Origin of the sequence: Streptomyces sp. NBC_01003, from assembly GCF_045162695.1 — a bacterium.
Lineage (GTDB): Bacteria > Actinomycetota > Actinomycetes > Streptomycetales > Streptomycetaceae > Streptomyces.
The window spans coordinates 7,708,707-7,729,342 of sequence record NZ_CP108707.1; the positions used below are offsets into that span (position 1 = coordinate 7,708,707).

A 20,636-nucleotide genomic window follows, 5' to 3' on the forward strand; every position below is an offset into this window, starting at 1 on the left:
AAAGGACCGCCGTCTCCACGAGTGGGCAGGGAGACGGCGGCCCGGCTGTGCGGCGTCAGCGGCTGTGACGCCCGCCCGCCACGGAGCGGCGCCGCACCGACGCGAACATCGTCGCGGCACCGAACGCCAGAACCGCGGCGCCGCCCATCGCGATGTACGGGGTGGTGCTGTCGCCGCCCGTCTCGGCGAGGTTCTCGTCGGCGAGGGGCTTCGCGGCACCGCCCTTCACCTCGGGCCCGTTGCCGCCCGTCGAGTCATCGGCGGCGTCGGCAGCGGGGGCCGTGGACTCCTCGGCCTGCGGCTCGGCGCTGCCCCCGGCGTCACCGTGGTGGTGCTCCACGGACGACTTGCCGGCACCGTCCGCGATCTCCTGGTCGGAGGGCGCGGACGCGGCGGGAGCGGCCGCACCGGCCCCGCTGTCCTTGCCGAACACCACGTCGGAGCAGGTGTAGAAGGCCTCGGGGGAGTCGGAGCGCTGCCAGATCGAGTAGATGAGGTGACGGCCCGACCGCGCCGGGACGTCACCGTCGAAGACGTAGTCGCCGTTCTCCATCTTCGGGTCGGTGACCTTCACGAAGGGCTGAGCCTCCAGGTCCGACCACTTCAGCGGCTTCGCCGGGTCGTACGAGTCCTTGGTGATGTACAGCTCGAACGAACCCTTGTGCGGGGCCGTTCCCTTGTAGTGGAAGGTGTGGCTGCCCGCCGACATCGGGCTCGACGGCCAGTCGGCGCGCGGAAGGTCGAGCCCCTTGTACTTGTCGTTGCCCGCGCTGCACAGCTTGCCGTCGGGGATGATCTCCTTCGACTTGCCCGCGGCGTTCGCGATGTTGACCGCGTTCCAGTCGTAGAAGGCCTGCGCGCCACTGGCCGCGACGGCGGCCTTGCACGCCGCCGACTGCGGGCTCTCCGGGCCCTCCGCGTAGCAGGCGGAGACGCGGCTGACCGGATCCGTCATCGAGCCGTGCGCCGACGCGGGCGCGGCGGCCAGCGCGGTCAGGGCGAACGGGACGGCACCTGCGACGGCGAACGCGGCGGCCTTGCGGCGAACTGTCATGAGTGGAACTCCTCAACGGCGGTTCAGGGGTGGGGGGACGGGCCGCGACGACGGCCCCGGCGGTGAGAAAGCTAGCCCCTGAAAACCGCGAAATCGCCTGCTGAGGGCAGGCGATGGCGATCTTTATGGTGGGTTTAAGGGAGGGCTAATCGAGGGCTCAGGCTGGGCGTTTGTACGGAGCTCGATGACCCATGCCGTGGGTGAACCAGTCCGTCACAGTCCACTGGAATCCAGTAGGTGTCACGGTGTTCGGCTCCCCGTTCGGCTCCCTGGAGACGCTCCACTCAGACCTCAAGGCCTTGCTGATCGGCGAGACTCGGAGGGCGGTCGGGGCTCACGCCGCAGTCCGCCCGACCGTTGCCTCGAAGGTTGATCGTGTGTCACCGAAGACTGAGTGGCGCGGAGGTAATGGAGCACGCAGCGTCAGTTCCGCACGTCCATCCCCACCTTCGCGGCTCCGGTGAGCTTCGGGTCCCTGGCGGGGAACTCTGCTTTCCCTCCTGGGAAGAGCAGGAGGCCGCCCGGCGTCTCGGCCACCACGTCCGCATACCTGTCGCCGTTGATGTCCAGCGGGGGCAGGGTGGCGCTGATGGATTCCGAGCCGTAGGTCGCCGCGTCGAAGGCGGTGGCCCGGGACGGGGCGGGGCCGGAGCCGTCGGTTGCGCCGGGCAGCAGCGTGAAGCGGCCCGCCTTGTCCTCGCCCGGGGTGTTGACCACCAGGTCCGGGTGCCCGTCACCGTTCACGTCGCCGGCGCCGGAGACGGCACCGAACATGTCCTTGCCCTGCGAATCGCCGGGGATGCCCGGGGTCTCCTGGTTGTACACCGTGTTGCGGCGGCCCGTACCGGGGCCGCCCGCGGCGCCGTAGACGATGGTGAGCTGTCCCGCGTCGAGGCCGTCGGCCGGCGACGAAATGCCCCCTCCTCCGACGAGGAGGTCGGTGATGCCGTCGCCGTCCACGTCGCCGGCCAGCGGCGTCAGGACTCCGTCCTCGAGGCTGTTGTCCAGGCCCTCGGGCGGGGCGGCCGGGACAGGCCCGTCAGGGCTGCCGCGGAAGTAGGCGGCTGCCGGGATCGGGTCCGAGCTCGGCTCCTCGTCGTCCGAATACGGCGGGCTGCCGGTGAAGAGCAGGTCGTCGAAGCCGTCACCGTCGAAGTCGCCGGCGGTGGCCCCGCCTCCAGCGGCCTTCCAGTCCTGCCCCACCAGCCGGGCCGGGGCGCCGTCCCGGTCGAACGGGCCGTACGCAATCCGCCCTGGTATCCGGGAGGGGTCCTTCTCCTGCGCCCCCTTGCCGCGGTCGATCAGGTCGAGGGCCCCGTCACCGTTGACATCGGCCACGGCCATCGCGAGGAACTGGCGCTGAGCGGCCACGGTCACCGGTTTGCCGAGGCCGTTCCTGCCGCCGAACATGACCACCGCCTGGTAGGTGGCGCCCGGCTCGGCCTTCCGGCCCGGTCGCGTGGGTTCACGGGTGGCGACCAGGTCCGTGAATCCGTCGCTGTCGAGGTCGCCGCGGAGCAGCGGGCCGCTGTAGACGTCGCTGTAACGCGTGGCGCGGGCCGCGTCCAGTCCGCTCTTCGAGCCCGGGACGACGACTACGTGCCAGGCAAATGACCCGCCGGAGGCGCGGTTCGCTTCGACGGTGACGAAATCGTCGTAGCCGTCCTTGTCGAAGTCGCCGGTGCCGGACTCGCTGCGACCGTCGCGATCCCGCGGGGCAGGACGGCTCTCCCCCGTACCGCCGGCTGTCCCGTCCCGGCTCCCGCCATTGCCTGCGCAACCCGTGAGCAGCAGGGCTGTGCAGCCCAGCAGGGCGAACGCGAACCGGGGTGCAACCACGTGGGCTCCTGACGCAGGGGTGATGTCGGAGGAGTCTGACCTGCCACTTGTCACAGCAGAGACACGATCCGGATCCGCGTACGCACCCGCGAGCTCCCCCACCGCCACGCCTGACGACCAGCACCCCGTGCCACTCACACTTCGATGGCACAAACCTAGTGATCGTCAACCTTCGATGGCAATGATCAAGATTCGATGGCACAGCACAACCATGGCCGGGCGTTCCGGGACCGGGCGAGTTCGCTTGCCCCACAAATCCAACACGCGATCCAGGAGGCATGGGCCACACCATCCCCAACGACGTCGTGCGTACACAGCGGGAGTGGACTGCAACCTACGAGCGCGTCGGTGAAGTCGCTGGTTAGGCTGGTGATCATGAATACGGCCATCACCGACAACGGGACCCGAGAGCCCGTCATCCTTGACGTTACGGAAGTGATGTCCGATCCAGATCTCAACGCCCGGTTCGAAGCGTCGGCGCACCGGATCCTGGCGGACCTGGTCCGTGGAGGCGCCGCACTCGGGTGGGTCGATCCTCCGTCGCGAGACGAGGTGGCCGAACTCCTCGACCACGTCGCCTCGGCAGCGCATGCAGGCAACGCCGCCCTGCGCGCCGCGTACATCGACCGTCAACTGGTCGGGCTGGGTTACTGGCAGCGCTATGCGAGGCCTACGCATCGCCCGCACGCCGACCTGGAGAAGATCGCGGTGGGCGACGCGGCCCAAGGTCGCGGAGTCGGTCGGGCCCTGACGGCTGCCTTGGTCGCGGACGCCCGGCGGGCAGGAATCGAGGTTCTGACTCTGGACGCACGCGGCGACAACAGCAATGCCCTGAGCCTCTACCGGTCGTTGGGCTTCACCGAGTACGGCCGACTGCCTGATTTCGTCGCCGTCGGCGAACGCCGCTACGACAAGGTCTTCTACATGCTGGACTTCCGCAGCGCGGGATGACGCCGGGGGTGAAGCCGCGGCGTCTCGGAGTTCGAGCCGCAGAGGGGCTGCGGCCGCCCTCGGTCGGGCGGCCGACTGCCCGGCCCGCTCACTCGTCGGGCCACCACGTGCGCCGGATGTCCTTGCGCACTTCCGGACGGTCGTGGCGGCGCTCCGCGGCGGCGGCGTCGTCCTGCTGCTGCCGGCGGGTGGTGCTGGTCTTCGCCACGGGCTTGTTGATGGTCACACGGCGCATGACTGCCTCCTGTGCCTACCCCGGTTCCACTGCGGTACCGCTGTAGACGTGTTCCCCGGAGGGTGACGCATCGAAGCGTGATTGTCAGTGGCAGGTGTCACGATCTGGGCATGAGGATGAGCGAGGACACCACGAATCGGGACATGGCGCCCCTGGAACGGGTCGACTGGGACGCCGAGGCCGCGGCCTTCGACGACGAACCCGACCACGGCCTGCGTGATCCCGCCGTGCGCGGGGCCTGGGCCGCGCGCCTGCGGGACTGGCTGCCGGACCACCCCTGCGACCTGCTCGACCTGGGCTGCGGCACGGGCAGCATGTCGCTGCTCGCCACCGACCAGGGACACAGCGTGACCGCGGTCGACCTGTCGCCCGCCATGCTGGACCTCGCGCGTGCCAAGCTGGCCGGCCGGGCCGCGCGGGTGCTCGTCGGGGACGCCGCGGCGCCGCCCGTCGCAGGCGACACCTTCGACGTCATACTCGTGCGGCACGTCGCGTGGGCACTGCCCGACCTCGACGGAGCCCTCGCGCACTGGCTCTCGCTGCTGCGCCCCGGCGGGCGGCTGATCCTGGTGGAGGGCGTGTGGGGAACGCTCAGTCCCGTCGGCGTTCCGGCGGCCCGGCTCACCGGCGCTCTCGCCCCGCTCACCGCCCACGTCCGGCACGAACCGCTCTCCGGGGACGCGCTGCTGTGGGGGAGACAGGTCGAGGACGACCGGTACGCGGTGATCGCGACGCTAGGCCAATAGCCGGCCGAACCCCTCGGTGCGCGCGAGGAGTTCGAGGTCGTCGAGGGCTCGGACCGCGGCCGCCGCCGCGTCCGGGTCGCGCTCGGCGAGCCCGCTCTCCGCGAACTCGTCCTCGTCGAGGCGCAGTACGTCGCTGCCGTCCGCCGAGACCCACAGGTCGAGGTCGAGATCCTCCACGCGGAGCTCGCCGGCCTCGCGGACCGCCGGCCGCGTCACGTCGCAGTACCAGCCCTTGAGCGTGCCGCCGCCGGTGCGCACCTCCTTGACCGCGTACCACCGGTCCCGCCAGTAGTGCTCGGTGAAGACGTCGCCCGGCCCGAACTGCACGAACCCGAAGTCCCTGACCCCGGGGGAGGCCCAGGCGGCGGTGACGGTCACGCGCGTGCCGTCGTCACGGACGACGTCCGCGGGGTAACGGATCTTGAGCCGGCCCGCCTTGACGAGGACCACGTCGAGGGCCTCGGCGGGATCAGGTGAGGGTGCGGACATGGCGTACCTCCGTGGCACAGATCTCGTAGCCGAACCATTTGTTGATCGCGAGCATCGGGCCGTTCCCCGCGTCGTTGCCCGTGAACGCCTCGGTGACGCCGGCCTCGCGGGCGCGGTGCAGGGAGTCGTTCTTGGCGAGCTTGGCCAGGCCGCGGCCGCGGAACTCCCGCGCGGTGCCGGTCATCCCGGACGTGTAGCGGGTCTCGTCGTCGGTGCGGGCCAGGCTGAACGCGACGGGCCGGCCCCCGGCCACGGCCACCGACGTCAGCCGATGGTCGGTCAGCGGATGGTGCCAGGTCTCGTCGAGCCAGTGCTCGTAGTCCGTGAACTCCGTGGCCACGTCGCTCGGTTCGTCGCTCACCGTCTCCGCGTCCAGGTCGAACAGGGGACGCGGGTCGTCCGCGAAGTCCGCGCCGGTCCGCAGCGTCACTCCGGCCGGCGGCGCGGTGAGCGGGGGCAGCGTGCCGTGCGCCAGGTCGAGTCGGAGGAAGTGGGCGGGGCGGCTGGCCCGGTAGCCGCGGCGCGTGGCGAACGCCCGGTCGTCCGGGGTGTCGAGCACCCACGAGTAGACGGCGACGGCGCCCACACCGGCGAGATACTCCTCCGCCGCCCGCACGATCAGGGACCCGGCCCCGAGTCCGCGGCGCTCCGGGTGCACATAGGCGTTCACATAGCCCTGCCCCGGGTCCGGACTGTCGTACGCGATCCCGACCTGCGCGGTGCCGACGACCTCGCCGTCGGCCTCGGCGACCAGCGGCCGGTACCGGGCGTCCGGATGAGCGTGCGCCAGATCGAAGGCGACCGACTCGGCGGTCGCGAGCATGGCGGGCAGTGCGGCGCGCCGCACCCGGGCGAACGCCGCAGCGTCCTCGGGCCGCAGGGCCCGGACGATCACAGTCATACGGCCGCACGCTACGCGCGGGGCGCGCCGAGGTGCCTCCCATTTTTCCGCGGTGCGGGACAATCGGCGCGTGACCTTGAAGATCGACATCGATGCGGGCGCGCCGACGGCGCCCTACGAACAGGTACGGGCCCAGATCGCCGGGCAGGCCCTCTCCGGGACTTTGCCCGTGGGCTACAAACTGCCGACGGTGCGCGGGCTCGCCGAGACACTCGGCCTGGCCGCGAACACGGTGGCCAAGGCGTATCGGGCGCTCGAGTCGGACGGGGTGATCGAGACGCGCGGCCGCAACGGCACGTTCGTCGCCGCCGCCGGTGACGCGTCGGCCCGGGAGGCCTCGGCGGCGGCCGCCGCGTTCGCGGAACGGGCCCACCGCCTCGGCCTCACCGAGTCGCAGGCACTGGCCGCGGTACGGGACGCGCTGCGGGCGTCGTACGGGGAGAAGGGGTAACGGGAAGTACCGCCCCACCCCCTACAAGTACAGCCCCGCGTCCGCCGACTCGCGCGGGTCCGGGACCGATGTCGGGCTGGTGCCGCGGCGCAGCGCGTACAGCTCGGCGAGTGTCGCGCCGTCGCGGCTCACGCCTTCCTCGCTGCCGAGCCAGTTCACCGACTCGCGGTGGGTCAGGGGGCCCACCTCGATACGGGCCAGGCAGCGGCCGGGGCGCACGACCGCCGGGTGGAGGCGCTCCAGGTCCTCGTTCGTCGTGACGCCGACCAGGACGTTCCGCCCCTGCCCGAGCAGGCCGTCCGTCAGGTTGAGCAGGCGTGAGAGCGCCTGCCCCGCCGTGTGCTTGGCCTCGCCCCGGATGAGCTCGTCGCAGTCCTCCAGGAGGAGGAGGCGCCAGCGGCCCTTCGCCGTGCCGTCGTCCTCGCCGATCGCGATGTCCATGAGATAGCCGACGTCGGAGAACAGCCGCTCCGGGTCGAGTACGCAGTCCACCTGGCACCAGTCCCGCCAGGACCGGGCCAGGGTGCGCAGCGCGGACGTCTTGCCCGTGCCGGGAGGACCGTGCAGCAGGAGCAGCCGGCCCGCGATGTCCTCCGGGGTCGTCTTCATCAGCTGGTCCATGGCGCCGGCGACCGGCGCCGTGTAGTTCTGCCGCACCTCGTCCCACGTACCGGCCGAGATCTGCCGTGTGGTGCGGTGCGGCCCGCGCCGGGGCGAGACGTACCAGAACCCCATCGTCACGTTCTCCGGCTGGGGTTCGGGCTCGTCGGCGGCGCCGTCCGTGGCCTGCCCGAGCACCTTCTCGGCGAGCTCCGCGGTGGTCGCCGTCACCGTGACGTCGGCGCCCCTGTTCCAGCGGGAGACGAGGACGGTCCAGCCGTCGCCCTCGGCGAGCGTCGCGCTGCGGTCGTCGTCGCGCGCGGAGCGCAGGACCACCGCGTCGGGCGGCAGGAGGGTGGCCCCCGACCGCACGCGGTCGATGTTCGCCGCGTGCGAGTGCGGCTGCTCGCCCGTCGCGAAACGGCCGAGGAACAGCGCGTCGACGACGTCGGCAGGAGAGTCGCTGTCGTCGACGTTGAGCCGGATCGGCAGCGCGTCGTGTGGGTTCGCAGACATGCCGCCATGATCCGCCACGCACGGCGCTCCCGCACGGGATTTCCGCAGCGCGTCACACGCTTGCCCGCACGGCGGCCCGGTCCCGCGCGCCGTTACAACGCTGTCGCAGCGGAGTCTGTCCCTCCGCGAACGACCGTAGTTACTCTTGCCCTTGATGGCACGTCATGGGTGGAATTCGGGGGCACAGCGGTGGCGGCTCACCGCTCTGCTCGGCGTGGGGGTGGCCGCTCTGGCCCTGGTGCTGACAGTGATCAGCACACTGCCGAACGACCGGGCCGACGACAGGGGCACCACGAGCGCGGGTGACAAGGTGCACGGCTCCCCGTCCGACCCGCCCGCACAGCTGGGGCCGGCGGTCGGGTGGGGCTTCACGCACACCCAGTACAGCGCGGACGAGGGCGACGACGGCGCGACGCGGCGGGTCGAGGACATGCTCTCCGGCCAGTCGGTTCCGCAGATCCAGCACATCATGGGCTGGGGTGCGGGGAACCCGGAGCCCGTCAAGGGCCGTTACGACTTCGACGAGATGGACCGCCGGATCGACTTCATCAGGAAGTCGGGCGGCACCCCTGTCGTCACCCTGTGCTGCTCCCCGGACTGGATGAAGGGCGGCAAGGCGGGGGTCGACAACACGGACTGGAGTCAGCAGTCCCTGGAGACCGCGCCCGACCGCGCGCACTACAAGGACTTCGCCGCGCTCGCCGCGACGGTCGCCAAGCGTTACCCGGACGTGCGCCACTTCATCGTCTGGAACGAGTTCAAGGGCTTCTGGAACAACGGGAAGCAGCGCTGGGACTACGAGGGCTACACGGAGCTGTACAACCTCGTCTACAAGGCCCTCAAGAAGGTCGACAAGGACATCATGGTCGGCGGGCCCTACCTGGTGATGGACAGCGTCGACCCGCGCCAGACCGAGAACGCGTCGGCGGACGTGAAGGGGCCCTGGGGCAGCATGGACCAGCGCGTCCTCGACGCCTTCGACTACTGGAACAAGAACAAGGCGGGCGCCGACTTCGTCGTCGTCGACGGCTCCAGCTACACCGTCGACGACGAGCTGCTGCCCGACGAGTTCAAGGCCACCGACAAGCTCACCGCCGTCGGCAAGTGGGTGGAGCGACGGACCGGTGACCTGCCCCTGTGGTGGGCCGAGTACTACGTGGAGCCCGGCGACCAGAACGACGACCGCAAGGGCTGGAGCGAGCCGCACCGTGTCGCCGTCCAGGCGTCAGGCCTTGTCGCGATGGCCAAGGGCGGCGCGTCCTCCGGCTTCTACTGGAACCCGGAGGAGAAGACGGGCGCGACGTGCGCCGGCTGTCTGTGGACGCCCACGCAGTCGGGCGACGGCGGCGCGAAGCTGCCCATGTACGACCTGATCTCCCGCTTCCACCAGGCGTTCCCGCCCGGCACCGAGTACGAGAGGGTGCCGGTCGCCGCGGACGACGTACCGAACGTGCGGGTGCTCGCCGACGACAAGACCGTCGTCGTGGTGAACACCCTGAACCGGAAGATCAGCGCGCAGGTCGACGGGAAGCGGTTCGAGATGGGTGCGTACGAAGTGAAGTGGCTCGAGCGGAAGTAGTACGCCCGAGCCACGTCTCACCGTGAAGTGGGCCTACGCCATCGTCAGGAACCTCTGGAGGATGGACGCGAGCAGCACCGCGAGCAGCGGCAGCGAGAACCAGAAGCTGCTCTGCAGCCAGCGCAGTTGCCGCACGCCCGGCCGGACCGCCACCCGTACGAACTCGCGCGCCCCGAGCAGCAGTACCAGGGCGACGGCCGCGAGGCCGCCCACCACGGACCACGGGGTCCAGGTGATCTGCGGGCCGATCGGCCCCGGCTCGGCCTTCGGGACCTTGCCGCTCGGCTGCTTGCGCAGGGTGTACATCGTGACGTCGGCGTTGACGAGGACCTTCGTCAGCTCCTGGCGGTCGTCGAGATTGCGGATGAGCCGCGTCTCCCAGGTCTTCGAGTAGCCGACGTCCATCTGCAGATAGACGACCTGACTCTTGTTGATCATGAGGTACGAGTTCGGGCCCGCGTCCTTGAGCGCCTTCACCAGGCTGGAGACGAGCACCGGGTCGACGGGCGCGAGCGTGGGAACGTACTGCACCTTCTCCATGTCACGCGTGCCCCACGGCAGCGCGGGCGTCACGTTGTCGACGGTGTCGTTGCTCATCCACAGGAGGCGGACCGTCGGGGCGTCGTGCTCGTAGACGTAGTCCATGGCCGCGACCTCGCCCGGCCTGATCCGCTCGAACGGCTCGTTGCCCCAGCGCGCCACGAGGAAGCCGCCCATGAGGATCAGGCCGGCCATCAGCGCGGCGAGCGGCGCGAGGCTCACCCGGTCGCGGTCGCGTTCCTTCGCGGTGATCCCGGTGCGCGGGAACAGCGCGAGGCCGGCGAGCAGCGCGGCGCCCGGCAGCGCGAACATGAAGACGCGCAGCGCCATCTCGCCGCCGTACGACTGCATGCCGAAGCCCAGGAACGGGACGAACGTCAGGACGAGGAGGGAGCGCTCCCGGTACTTGGCGTCGCGCCGCCGCCACCAGCCCCAGCACGCGAACGCCATCACACCTCCGGCGAGCAGCACGCGCGCGTAGAGGACGAGTTTGTGGGCCGAACTGCCGCCCTGGATACGCCCAGTGACCGACGACGACACATTGCCGCCGACGCCGCCGAGCCCGCCGAACAGCTCGTCGAAGTGGCCCGACCAGTACGGCTCCGCGAGGAATGAGACCCAGACGGCGACCAGGACCGCGAACAGGATCGGCAGGCCGCGCAGCTCGGAGCGGCCCACGAGCACCAGGACCGCGAGGACCCCGAGCATCACGAACGGGGTGAGCTGGTGGGCCGGGACCGTCGCCGCGAACAGGCCGATCAGGACGAGCAGCAGCACCGCCCGCTGGCGCCGGTCGGTGGGCTCGACCTCCAGCTCGCCGGGCCGCCGCTTCGTCCACAGCACCCGCGGCGCCCGGAACCACACCAGCAGGATGGCGACGAAGGCCAGGTAGAGGAGGTACGTGAAGCCCTGCGGGGAGAAGTAGTCCTGGCCGACCCAGCCGCTCAGCACGAAGATCCACAGCCCGGTCCACCGGGCGCGCCAGCTCGCCCGCATCGAGCGCGTGAGCAGGAACATCGGCGCCAGGTAGAGCAGTTGCATGGCGAGCGGCCACCAGCGGACGACCTCGGTCATGTCTGTGACGCCGCACGCCTTGGCGAAGAACGTCGCGACGGCGAAGAACCCCGGCCAGCTCCAGCGCGCGTCCAGATCGGGCACCGCCGAGCCGGTCCTGTCGATGTACTCCATGAAGCCGAGGTGCTGCCACGCTGTCGCGAACCGCGGCTCCGCCTCGATCACGGCGGGCAGCGCGTGCAGCGAGACGACCGTGGCGAGCAGCGTCAGCAACAGCAGCCATTTGTGCGGGCGTTCGAGCCACAGAAGGGACGCGAACACGCCGATCAGGAGCGCCGCGCCCAGCAGCGTCGCGGGCGGCAGCACCGAGATGAGCCCGAGCCCGCCCATCCCGTCGAGATCGCCGTCGCCCAGGCCCAGTACGGGTCCCCAGTAGAGCCCGAGCGCGGCGACGAGCAGCAGTGCCAGGACGACCACGCGAGGGCTGAGGAGCGCGAGCCGGTCCCGCAGGGTCCGGGCGGCGGGCGCGTCCGTGGCAGGCGGGGCGAGAACTGCGGTGTCAGAGGTGCCATCAGTGCCTGAGATGCTGGATGTGCCGGCGATGCCTGAGGTGGCAGAAGCCTCCGACGTGGCAGAGGTTTCGGATGTGGCAGAGGCGGTGGCCGGCTTCGGTTCCGGCTCCGCGGGCGGTCTCGGCGCCGGTGGGGACTTCAGCGCCCAGGTCGGCCGGTGTCCCATGTCGTCCTCCCCGCCCCCCGCCGCCGGCGTCCCGTGCGCGGGTGTCGCGGGCCCCGGCCGCACGTCGGGGCGCCGCTCCTGATGGTCCAGATTGAGCTGCACCGCGAGGTGCAGGGTGTCCGAGTCGAGCGTGCCGCGCAGCGCCTGCCCGGCGCCCTGACGCTTGGCCCCCATGGTCACGTCCGGAGTGCCGAGGTCGGCCAGATCGCCGTCCGGGGCCGCCACGACGGTCGGCCGCGGCGGGGGAGCCGTCCGCACGATGCGGTACAGCTTCGGCGCGGCGAGCGCCACGATCACGGCCAGGCTGGAGATCTCCGCGACGCCCGCGCCCGTCAGGCCCATCCGGGGCAGGAGCAGCAGCGTCAGACCGAGGACCAGGACGCACAACAGGCCCTGCAGCCAGGCGAGTCCGGCCGTCCGGCTCTGCGCACGCAGCACCGCGAAGTACGTCTCCATGACCACGCGCAGCGCCGCGCCGACGGCGAACCAGCGCAGCAGCGGGGTCGCCGCGTGCGCGTATTCCTCGCCGAACACGCGCAGGACGTGCGGCGCGAGGAGGAACAGGAGCCCACAGACGGGGATCATGATGCGGGCCATCCGGCGCAGCGCCGCGCGCGTGTTGGCCGCGAGCAGCGCCGGGTCGTGCGAGCCTTCCACGGTCAGCGAGGCGCCCATGTTGATGGCCAGCAGATTGACGGTGCCGCCGATGGTGGTGGTGATGTAGAAGTACGCGTTGTCGGCGGAGCTGACCTGCGAGGCGATCAGGACCGGGACGAGATAGACCACGGCGAGCGAGAACAGAGAGCCCGTGTAGTCGCCCGCCAGGAAGCGGCCCATCTGGCGCAGAGTCGGCGGGTCCGCCTTGCCGCCGGTGGCCTTGATGTGGCGCGGCACGAGGCGCCGGAACACCAGCCAGCCCAGCGGCACCACCGACGTGGCGATGGCGACGACCCACGACACGAACACGCCGGTGGTCGGGACGGCAACGGCGAAGGCGACGAGCAGCCCCAGCTTCACTGTCGAGAACACGGTGTTGCCGACCGGTACCCACAGCGCGCTGCGCAGGCCGGTCAGCACACCGTCCTGGAGCGTGAGCAGTGACCAGGCGACAACAGCCGCGATGAAACCGAGCCCGTTCACCGGCCCGTGCAGGAAGCGGTACGAGGGTCCCCACACGTCGAGCGTGAGCAGGAAGACGAGCGCCGCGAAGGACACAGCGACGGAACTGCCCGCGTATGTGCGGAAGATGAACCGCCCCGTGGCCCGTCCCGCGATGGGGATGAAACGGGCCAGGGCGCCCGTCAGCGTCACGGCGGTGAGCCCCGCGAGGAACTTCATCGCCGCGATCGCCGCCGAGCCCTGACCGACCGCGTCCGCCGTGTAGTAGTGCGCGGCGGCCAGCCAGAAGCCGACGCCGAGCACCCCGGAGATGCCGGTGTTGAGCATCAGGGCATAGGCGTTGCGGAACAGCTGGTTCCCGCCCCCCGAGCCCATGGCTTCCTTGTCGCCCTTGCCGCCCCTGCCCATGCCGGGCAGACGCAGTCTGCGGCCGGCCGGTGGCTGGGGCTCGGTCGTCGGAGTGGTCGTGGCGGCCTGGGCGGTGGTCGTGTCAGACACGGGTTCGGATTGCCTTCCGGCGGACCTGTCGGGCTCTGCGGACCAGGGCGTACCCCTTGGTGAGGGCACGGTCCCTGACGAAGTTACGGGTGATCGCGCGGCCCTCCACGAGCCGCGTGAACTCCTCGATACCGGTGGCGCGGCGCACGGTGACGCGCTGGAGTGCGTACGGGCCCTGCCGCCGCCTGGCCAGTCCGTTGCCGACGGCCAGGGACTGGGCGAACCCGGCCCCGCGCACGGCGGCGCGCACCCGTCGGCTGGAGTAGCCGTACGGGTACGCGAACGACACGGGCACCGCGCCGAGTTCATCGGCGACGATCTCCTTGCAGCGCAGCAGCTCGAACCCGAGCGCATCGTCGTCGAGCTGGTCGAGCTGCGGATGCGTGTGGCTGTGCCCGCCGATCTCCGTTCCGGCGTGGGCGAGCGCGCGCACCTCGTCCCAGCCGAGCATCGTGTCGAGCCCGCCCCCGGTGTCGTACGCCCCGCGCAGCCAGCCCGTCGACACGAACAGCGTCGACGGGAAGCCGTGCTTGGCGAGGACGGGGAGCGCGTGGCGGTGCACGCCCTCGTAGCCGTCGTCGAAGGTGATGAGGGCGGGCCGCTCGGGCAGGGCGCGCCCCGGGGAGCGCCAGACCGCGGCGAGTTCGGCGGTCGTCAGGGGAGTGAGGCCGAGGTCGGCGACCGCCGCGAGCTGCTCGGCGAACGCCTCGGGCGTCACCGACAGCTCGCGCGTCGCGTCGTTCGGCTCACGCGCCACCGAGTGGTACATGAGGATCGGCACGGGTGTGCTCATGACGGTCCACCCCCCTCGGCGGCCCGGGCCTCCCCGATCTCCACGACCGAGAACGTCGCGCCCGTCCTGCGCGCCCGGAAACTCCCGAGCGCGTACCCGCCGGCGGTCGTGAGGACTCCGGCCACGATCGCCCCGGCCCGCCCCGCGCCCCCCGGCCGCGCCAGGACGAAGTCCCGTACTCCGCGCGCCACTCCGGCCGGCAGGACCCGCGTGGCGTAGCGCCGCTCGGACTCCAGGCCCTTGTCGGCTCCCACGCTCTGCGCGACCAGCGCCTTGGAAAGCCCTTCGGCGTACGCCCGGGTGCGGAAGTAGGCGAAGCGCTCGCGGCCCGCGGGGACCCGGTGGTGGATCACCGCGCGGTCGTCGATCAGGAGCACCGCGTCCGGCCGGGCGCGGGTGAGCCGGATGCACAGCTCCGTCTCCTCGCAGCCGAGCGGCCGTTTGTCGCCGTCGCGGCCGATGCCCGTCGCGAAGCCGCCCGCCGCGTCGAACGCGGACCGCCGGAACGAGGCGTTCCCCCCGAGCACGTTGCGCACCCGCACCTTCCCGCGCGGCAGCCCCTTGTACGTACAGCCGACGACCCAGTCGAACTCCTCGGGGAACCACGCGGGGCGGCGGCCCGAGGCCCAGATGGGCTCCGTACGCCCGCCCACGGCCATGACCAGGGGATCCTCGTACCCGGCGGCGAAGTGACGCAGCCAGTCCCGCTCCGCGACCGCGTCGTCGTCGAGGAACGCGATGATCCCGCCGCGCGAGACGGCGATGCCCGTGTTGCGTCCGGCCGACAGGCCGCGCGGGCCCGCGTTGGCGAGCACGCGCACGTCGTCGGACTCCTTGAACTCCTTGCCGAGACGCTCCAGGAGAGCCGGATTGTGGTCGACCACCAGCAGCGTCTCGAGAGCCGGCAGCGACTGCGCCCGCACCGAGGACACCGCCGCGAGGATGTCCTCCCAGCGGTCCTCGGTGTAGACGCAGATCACGACGGACACGCCGCCGTGCGGGGCGTGAGCGCTCAAGACACCTCTCCCCGCCCCGTGTTGAGGATGCTCGCCTGCGTGCGGCGGCGCTGCGCGCGCCGGGTCGAGCGCTCCTTGAGGATCACCTTGAGGACCCGCAGCCCGTCCCGCACGGCGCGCAGATTGCTCACGCCGTGGATGCGCAGGTACTCGTGACTCGGGATCTCCTGGACCTTGAGGCCGGCCTTGACGACCCGGATGTTCATCAGGGTCTCGACCTCGAAGCCGGTGCAGTCGAGGTCGATCTGGTCCAGGCAGCGCCGCCAGAACGCGTTGTAGCCGTAGCAGAGGTCGGTGTAGCGGGCGCCGAACTTCTTGTTGACGACCGTGCACAGAGCCCAGTTGCCGAGTTTGCGGATCGGCGTCATGTCGTCGGTGCCGCCGCCGTTGGCGAAGCGGGAGCCCTTGGCGAAGTCGGCCCCCGAGACCAGGGCGGAGACGTAGGAGACGATCTCCTGGCCGTCCGCGGAACCGTCCGCGTCGACCATCACGATGATGTCCCCGGTGCACGCCGCGAAGCCGGTGATCAGCGCGTCGCCCTTGCCCTTGCCGCGCTGCGGGACGACGACCACGTCGGGCCACAGTTCGCGGGCGACTTCCACCGTGTTGTCGGTGGAATTCCCGTCGACGAGCACCACTTCGTGGATCCAGTCGGGAAGTGTCTTGAACACATACGGAAGATTTTCCGCCTCATTCATGGCGGGGATCACGACGCTCACCGGCGGCGCAATCGCGAGATGGGTCGAGATCGCCCTGTACTGGCCGGCTATCGCAGGACGCACAAAAGAACTCATGAGTCTGGTCCCTCTCGTCCGGTGGACCGCCCGCCCCCGGGCGGTCCGATTGTTTATCCGGTTCGAAAGGGGGGTGCTCACCTACGGCCATGACAAATACAGCTCTGTACAGGCCGAGTGAGCTGGCAAAATAGACCGATCGACTAAATCGGCCACGCGGCACGCGACTCGGCGGAAACTCGGTCACCGAGCACGGCACCCCCCTACCGCGCCCCCGCGCCCGACCATCGCGATCTCGAGCCCTCCCCTAGATCGCTATTGCGTTGACGGTCCGATGCGGGTGGATGTACGACGGTATTGATGATTGAGACTGTATGGCAAGGCCCGTAACGAGGCCTCACTTTTCTGTCGTTTTGACCTTTACCTGGCCCTCGCCATTAACCCCCCGAACGAATTTTCCCCATTCGTTTCAGGAGTTTGTCGGCCGGCTCGAAGAACTCGGGCCGGGACAGCACGGTGTTGCGCAGCGCCCGGACCGGAGCGCGGCGCGCCCGGTGTCCGAGCGCGACCGGATGACGGCGCGTCACCCAACCCTCGTGCACGGTCAGTTCCCGTGTCTTGAGGGAGTCCTTGTATTCCTTCTGGCCGCGGCCGAGATCCAGATAGGCGATGCCGTCGGCGGCGGCCGCCTCGGCCATGCGCAGATGCAGGATCAGCCCGGGCGAGAATTTCGCGAACGCCGGGTCGTAGGCCGGGAACCAGCAGGCGAGCACGCGTTCGGAGCGGAGCCCGAAGTGCGCGGCGACCGGCTTCCCGCCCGCGTACAGGACCGACAGGATCCCGGCGAACGGCTCCGAAGAGGTGTGGAAGAGCTGCTGCGCGAGGCGGTTGATCCAGGCGTGCGCGAAGCGGTCGCTGCGGCCGGTCCTGCGGTACTGGGCCGACTTCCACTCCATCAGCGTCGCCAGGGCCTCCGGGTCGCGCTCGTCGTGCACGTAGCGCACCTCGCCGGCATCCCGGCCCAGCTTGCGGTCCTTGGCCAGCGTCGTCCTGGTGAACTTCGGCGACCGCTCGCGCAGCAGGCGCAGATACGTCTCGTATCCCTGGTCGACGTCCATGACCGGGGAAGGGAAGCTGCCGGAGGCCTCCGCCTCGAACGGCTCCTGGCCTCCCGTCAGGTGGTCGAACTCCCATACCGAGAGCCCGCAGGCCCGCAGCAGGTCGCGGGCGTCCCACTCGAAGCCGGGTCTGTGCACCAGGCCCTGGCTGTCGGAGACGCCGAGGCCGACGGCTCTGCCGACGCCGGTGACGGATCTCTGGAACGGGAAGAACGCCGCGGGTTCGCCGTCCTCGCGCACGACGGCTATCCGCACGCCGCGCCGGCAACGGCCCATCGCGAGGGTGAACTCGGGCGAGAGGAAGGGGTTCGCCAGCTCGGGCGAGCCGTGCAGATGTGCCTTGGACTGCATGGCGGTCCAGGCGGCCCGGTCGGCGGCGGTCAGCTCACCGGGCCGGTGCAGGGTGATGTCCACGTCAGGAGTCCCGCCTTCCCGGTGCGCGGCCGAGGAGCCGCCGCGCGGGGACCACGGGCGCGACGAGGCCGACAACGCTGATCACCGCGATCGTGGCGACCCCGCCGGTCACCGACCAGCGATGCGTGGCGAGCATCGCCTCGGCCACGAGCAGGTCGAGCGCGACCGCTCCCGCGACGGCACAGATCCAGCGGCCCCACGGATCGAGTCCGCGCAACGCCGAACCGATCGCGGCGCCCGGCGCCGCGAGCAGGAAGAACAGCGTCAACGGGCCGCGCAACGGCGACGAGATGTCCGCGAGCGCCAGTACCGCGCCGACCCCTGCGACGGCGGCGGCGACACCTGCCCCCAGGGGCGATACGTCCCTGCTGCGTCCCGACTGCGCAGGTGACGGTGCTCTGTCTGATGACGGTGGCTTGATGCCGATGGTCTGCATTGGCGACTTTGCCCCCCGAAGCGCCGGATGCCGGGCTTCAATGTCGCGCAGTCCCGGGGCCCCAGTCAAGACGCGCAGGGAGCGTGCGGCTGTCATACGCACGTTCCCCGGAGACCTGGTGCGCCACGGGGGAACTCACGTTCACACAGGGGTAGTTGAGATCGACCGGTCTACGGGCGTAGCGCAAGGAAGTTGAGGGTATGTCATAAGCCTGACATGTACCTGCAATCGAACGCCGGGCGAACTCTCGTGAGGCGTACGGAGAAAAGTTGACATGGACACTTCCGGTCAACTGTGGGGCGTGCTACCACAGTTGTGGCAGAGATCCTGCTAAAGGAGGTTTTCATGAGACGTTTCCGAATTTCGGCGTACGTGACCTCAATCCTCTTCGCGGCCGGCGTCGCCCTCACCGGGGCGACAGCGGCCCAGGCGTCCGAACAGGCCGCAGCCACGGGCTATGTGGCCCTCGGCGACTCGTACTCGTCCGGCGTGGGTGCCGGCAGCTACGACAGCTCCAGCGGCTCCTGCAAGCGCAGCACGAAGGCCTATCCCGCACTCTGGGCGGCCTCCCACTCACCCTCGAGCTTCAGCTTCACCGCCTGCTCGGGCGCTCGCACGGGTGATGTTCTCTCCGGACAGCTGGGCCCGCTCAACTCCGGCACCGGCCTCGTCTCGCTGTCGATCGGCGGCAACGACGCGGGCTTCGCGGACGTCATGACCACCTGTGTCCTGCAGTCCGAGTCGACCTGTGTCGCCCGCGTCAACCAGGCCAAGGCGTACGTCCAGAACACCCTGCCCGGCCAGCTCAACTCGGTGTACTCCGCGATCACCGCGAGGGCACCGGCCGCCCATGTCGTCGTCCTGGGTTACCCGCGCTTCTACCAGCTCAACGGCTCCTGCATCGCGGGCCTGACCGAGACCGAGCGCGCCGCGATCAACGGCGCGGCCGACCTGATCAACTCCACCACCGCCAAGCAGGCCGCCGACCACGGCTTCACCTTCGGCAACGTGACCTCGACCTTCACCGGTCACGAGATCTGCTCCGGCAGCGCCTGGCTGCACAGCGTCAACTGGCTGGACCCCAGCGAGTCCTACCACCCCACCGCGGCCGGCCAGTCCGGCGGCTACCTCCCCGTGTTCAGCGCGGCCGCCTAGTACCACCTGTACTTCTGCGTACGTCTGCGTACCTAGTACGACGGTGAAGGCGAGGGGGAGGTCCCGCCCGTAGGGGGCTCCGTCTTGCACGTCACCGCGTACGCCACCGAGTTCGACGTGGCACGGACGGGGTCGCGCACCTCCACGCTGACCTGGTTGTGGAGCGTGGCCCCGTCCGTGTAGCCCGTCTCGACATGGTCGACCGGCCTGGTCTTCGGGCCGCCGGACACGAAGCTGAGCGTCTTCCACCCGGGGTCGCTCGACTCGCCGCTCTCCGTGACCCAGCGGTACTGGACGTCGACGGGCACGCGGCCCACCGTGAACGTCGCCCTGAAGGCCGGAGCCTCGCCTCCCGGCGGTGGACAGGTGCCGCTGTAACTCCCACGCACTGCCGAGACGCTGACCCGCACGGACTGCTGCGGCGGCGTCGAGTGCTCTCCGCCGCCGCCCTTGCCGCTGCCGTCGTCCCCGCTCGGCGAGCCGCCACCGCCACCCTTCGAATCATCGTCCGAGGGGCTGCTGGACGCGCCGGACGAACTCCCGCTGGAACTTCCGCTGGAACTCCCGCTGCTCCCCCCGGAGTTGTCGCTCCCGTCACCCCGGTTCATCAGCGCGTATGTGAGCCCGCCGAGCGCAAGAAGCAGCGCCACGACACCGGCCAGCAGGACGGCGACGGAGCGACGAGGGCGCTCCGGATGCGTCGTGGCCGGATCCGGGGAGACCGTCGCGCCTTGCCCCGAACCGAATCCGGCCGGAACCGGAGCCGGCGGCGTCCCCTGCCACGACGTCTGTGTCCGCGCCGACTCCGGGGACGCCAAGACCGTGCCCGCGCGGGGCGTGCCGCCCGCGCCCACCTGCCGCAGATCACGCTCGGCGTCGGCCGCCGGAGTCCGCTCGGCCGGGTCCTTGCGCAGCAGCCCCTCGATGACGGGGGCCAGCGGGCCCGCGCGGCGGGCGGGCGGCAGCTCCTCGTCCACGACCGCCCGCAGCGTGCTCAGCGGCGTCTCCTGCCGGAACGGCGACTGTCCCTCGACGGCCGCGTACAGCAGGACCCCGAGCGACCACAGGTCGGACTCGGGTCCCGGTGTGCGCCCCAACGCCCTTTCCGGAGAGAGGAATTCGGGCGAGCCGATCACCTCGCCCGTCATCGTGATCGCCGACGTGCCCTCGACCGTGGCGATGCCGAAGTCCGTCAGGACGATGCGCCCGTCGTTCGCGATCAGCACATTGCCCGGCTTCACGTCCCGGTGCAGAACGCCCGCCTCGTGCGCGGCACGCAGCGCGGCGACCACTTCGGCCCCGATGTGCGCGGCGCGCCGCGGGGGCAGCGGGCCCTCGGCGTCCAGGAGGTCGGAGAGGGAGAGCCCGCGCACCAGTTCCATCACGATCCAGGGGCGGCCGTCCTCCGTCGCCACGTCGTAGACGGTGACCACGTTCCGGTGCGAGATGCGGGCCGCGGCCCAGGCCTCCCGCTCCAGGCGCGCGTACATCCGGTCGACCTCGCCCGTCGGGAGCCCGGCCGGGGCGCGTACCTCCTTGACGGCGACCTCACGGCCCAGGACCTCGTCGCGGGCGCGCCAGACGGTGCCCATGCCGCCCTCGCCCAGGGGGCTCAGCAGCCGGTACCGCCCCGCGATCACACGCGCTTCGCCGGCCCCTCGACTGCCCGGACTCTCGCTCACGGGCGACCCCCATCCGTA

At 70.7% G+C, this 20,636-nt stretch carries 18 protein-coding genes; 5 read left to right on the plus strand and 13 right to left on the minus strand.

The features are described from left to right. Positions 1-55 precede the first annotated feature (55 nt). Together OG698_RS35160 and OG698_RS35165 are read right to left on the minus strand one after the other, a co-directional pair. Positions 56-1,054: a lytic polysaccharide monooxygenase gene (locus OG698_RS35160; protein ID WP_406107818.1), complete on the minus strand. Its 999-nt coding sequence runs from the start codon at positions 1,052-1,054 to the stop codon at positions 56-58. A gap of 423 nt (positions 1,055-1,477) precedes the next feature. Next, positions 1,478-2,893: an FG-GAP and VCBS repeat-containing protein gene (locus tag OG698_RS35165; RefSeq protein WP_406107820.1), complete on the minus strand. Its 1,416-nt coding sequence runs from the start codon at positions 2,891-2,893 to the stop codon at positions 1,478-1,480. A 375-nt stretch (positions 2,894-3,268) separates the two neighbouring features. On the opposite strand from OG698_RS35165, the gene OG698_RS35170 reads away from it, so the two are divergent. Then, positions 3,269-3,844, plus strand: coding sequence for a GNAT family N-acetyltransferase (locus OG698_RS35170; RefSeq protein WP_406107821.1), 576 nt, complete (start codon positions 3,269-3,271; stop codon positions 3,842-3,844). A gap of 88 nt (positions 3,845-3,932) precedes the next feature. Here the strand turns inward: OG698_RS35170 and OG698_RS35175 are convergent, their stop codons facing one another. Continuing rightward, positions 3,933-4,079 (minus strand): hypothetical protein, encoded by a 147-nt coding sequence (locus OG698_RS35175; RefSeq protein WP_406107823.1) that lies wholly within the window; start codon positions 4,077-4,079, stop codon positions 3,933-3,935. A gap of 110 nt (positions 4,080-4,189) precedes the next feature. Between OG698_RS35175 and OG698_RS35180 the strand changes: the two genes are divergently transcribed. Further along, positions 4,190-4,825 (plus strand): class I SAM-dependent methyltransferase, encoded by a 636-nt coding sequence (locus tag OG698_RS35180; RefSeq protein ID WP_406107824.1) that lies wholly within the window; start codon positions 4,190-4,192, stop codon positions 4,823-4,825. Here the strand turns inward: OG698_RS35180 and OG698_RS35185 are convergent. Next, a complete protein-coding gene (locus OG698_RS35185; RefSeq protein ID WP_406107826.1) occupies positions 4,814-5,314 on the minus strand; it encodes a DUF402 domain-containing protein in 501 nt (166 codons plus the stop codon). The two genes, OG698_RS35180 and OG698_RS35185, sit on opposite strands and share 12 nt — an antisense overlap. Beyond that, a complete protein-coding gene (locus OG698_RS35190) occupies positions 5,295-6,215 on the minus strand; it encodes a GNAT family N-acetyltransferase (RefSeq protein WP_406107827.1) in 921 nt (306 codons plus the stop codon). The genes OG698_RS35185 and OG698_RS35190 overlap by 20 nt, the downstream gene beginning before the upstream one ends. A 70-nt stretch (positions 6,216-6,285) precedes the next feature. Here OG698_RS35190 and OG698_RS35195 point away from each other — a divergent pair, with 70 nt between their 5' ends. Beyond that, entirely contained in the window at positions 6,286-6,666 is a 381-nt protein-coding gene (locus OG698_RS35195) for a GntR family transcriptional regulator (protein WP_399970472.1), read from the plus strand. Positions 6,667-6,687: 21 nt separating this feature from the next. Here the strand turns inward: OG698_RS35195 and OG698_RS35200 are convergent, their stop codons facing one another. Then, positions 6,688-7,782 carry a DUF5925 domain-containing protein gene (locus tag OG698_RS35200; RefSeq protein ID WP_406107829.1) on the minus strand — a complete coding sequence of 365 codons (1,095 nt, stop codon included), beginning with the start codon at positions 7,780-7,782 and terminating at the stop codon, positions 6,688-6,690. A gap of 154 nt (positions 7,783-7,936) precedes the next feature. Between OG698_RS35200 and OG698_RS35205 the strand changes: the two genes are divergently transcribed. Beyond that, positions 7,937-9,361 carry a GH39 family glycosyl hydrolase gene (locus tag OG698_RS35205; protein ID WP_406107831.1) on the plus strand — a complete coding sequence of 475 codons (1,425 nt, stop codon included), beginning with the start codon at positions 7,937-7,939 and terminating at the stop codon, positions 9,359-9,361. Positions 9,362-9,394: 33 nt separating this feature from the next. Here OG698_RS35205 and OG698_RS35210 read toward each other — a convergent pair whose 3' ends face one another. From OG698_RS35210 to OG698_RS35235, 6 genes are all read right to left on the minus strand, one after another. After that, the gene (locus tag OG698_RS35210; protein ID WP_406107832.1) at positions 9,395-13,270 is read right to left on the minus strand and encodes a lipopolysaccharide biosynthesis protein; all 3,876 of its coding nucleotides are present in this window, start codon (positions 13,268-13,270) and stop codon (positions 9,395-9,397) included. Then, positions 13,263-14,063 (minus strand): polysaccharide deacetylase family protein, encoded by an 801-nt coding sequence (locus tag OG698_RS35215; RefSeq protein WP_406107834.1) that lies wholly within the window; start codon positions 14,061-14,063, stop codon positions 13,263-13,265. The genes OG698_RS35210 and OG698_RS35215 overlap by 8 nt, the downstream gene beginning before the upstream one ends. After that, positions 14,060-15,079, minus strand: a complete 1,020-nt coding sequence (locus OG698_RS35220; RefSeq protein WP_406107836.1) for a glycosyltransferase family 2 protein — start codon at positions 15,077-15,079, stop codon at positions 14,060-14,062. The genes OG698_RS35215 and OG698_RS35220 overlap by 4 nt, the downstream gene beginning before the upstream one ends. Continuing rightward, positions 15,076-15,873 (minus strand): glycosyltransferase family 2 protein, encoded by a 798-nt coding sequence (locus OG698_RS35225; protein WP_406107838.1) that lies wholly within the window; start codon positions 15,871-15,873, stop codon positions 15,076-15,078. Before OG698_RS35225 ends, OG698_RS35220 begins: the two co-directional genes overlap by 4 nt. Before the next feature lie 377 nt (positions 15,874-16,250). Continuing rightward, positions 16,251-17,345: a GNAT family N-acetyltransferase gene (locus OG698_RS35230; protein ID WP_399970485.1), complete on the minus strand. Its 1,095-nt coding sequence runs from the start codon at positions 17,343-17,345 to the stop codon at positions 16,251-16,253. Position 17,346: 1 nt separating this feature from the next. After that, on the minus strand, positions 17,347-17,781 hold the full coding sequence (locus tag OG698_RS35235) for a hypothetical protein (protein ID WP_406107840.1): 435 nt from the start codon (positions 17,779-17,781) through the stop codon (positions 17,347-17,349). 345 nt (positions 17,782-18,126) lie between these two features. Between OG698_RS35235 and OG698_RS35240 the strand changes: the two genes are divergently transcribed. Then, positions 18,127-18,936, plus strand: coding sequence for an SGNH/GDSL hydrolase family protein (locus OG698_RS35240; protein WP_399970488.1), 810 nt, complete (start codon positions 18,127-18,129; stop codon positions 18,934-18,936). 32 nt (positions 18,937-18,968) lie between these two features. Here OG698_RS35240 and OG698_RS35245 read toward each other — a convergent pair whose 3' ends face one another. After that, the gene (locus OG698_RS35245) at positions 18,969-20,618 is read right to left on the minus strand and encodes a serine/threonine-protein kinase (RefSeq protein ID WP_406107842.1); all 1,650 of its coding nucleotides are present in this window, start codon (positions 20,616-20,618) and stop codon (positions 18,969-18,971) included. Positions 20,619-20,636: the final 18 nt, after the last annotated feature.

Coding starts and splice junctions, on each gene's coding strand:
- OG698_RS35235 (WP_406107840.1), bottom strand. CDS start 17,781: ATGCAGACCATCGGCATCAAGCCACCGTCATCAGACAGAGCACCGTCA.
- OG698_RS35205 (WP_406107831.1), top strand. CDS start 7,937: ATGGCACGTCATGGGTGGAATTCGGGGGCACAGCGGTGGCGGCTCACC.
- OG698_RS35170 (WP_406107821.1), top strand. CDS start 3,269: ATGAATACGGCCATCACCGACAACGGGACCCGAGAGCCCGTCATCCTT.
- OG698_RS35200 (WP_406107829.1), bottom strand. CDS start 7,782: ATGTCTGCGAACCCACACGACGCGCTGCCGATCCGGCTCAACGTCGAC.
- OG698_RS35175 (WP_406107823.1), bottom strand. CDS start 4,079: ATGCGCCGTGTGACCATCAACAAGCCCGTGGCGAAGACCAGCACCACC.
- OG698_RS35240 (WP_399970488.1), top strand. CDS start 18,127: ATGAGACGTTTCCGAATTTCGGCGTACGTGACCTCAATCCTCTTCGCG.
- OG698_RS35160 (WP_406107818.1), bottom strand. CDS start 1,054: ATGACAGTTCGCCGCAAGGCCGCCGCGTTCGCCGTCGCAGGTGCCGTC.
- OG698_RS35185 (WP_406107826.1), bottom strand. CDS start 5,314: ATGTCCGCACCCTCACCTGATCCCGCCGAGGCCCTCGACGTGGTCCTC.
- OG698_RS35190 (WP_406107827.1), bottom strand. CDS start 6,215: ATGACTGTGATCGTCCGGGCCCTGCGGCCCGAGGACGCTGCGGCGTTC.
- OG698_RS35215 (WP_406107834.1), bottom strand. CDS start 14,063: ATGAGCACACCCGTGCCGATCCTCATGTACCACTCGGTGGCGCGTGAG.
- OG698_RS35225 (WP_406107838.1), bottom strand. CDS start 15,873: ATGAGTTCTTTTGTGCGTCCTGCGATAGCCGGCCAGTACAGGGCGATC.
- OG698_RS35180 (WP_406107824.1), top strand. CDS start 4,190: ATGAGGATGAGCGAGGACACCACGAATCGGGACATGGCGCCCCTGGAA.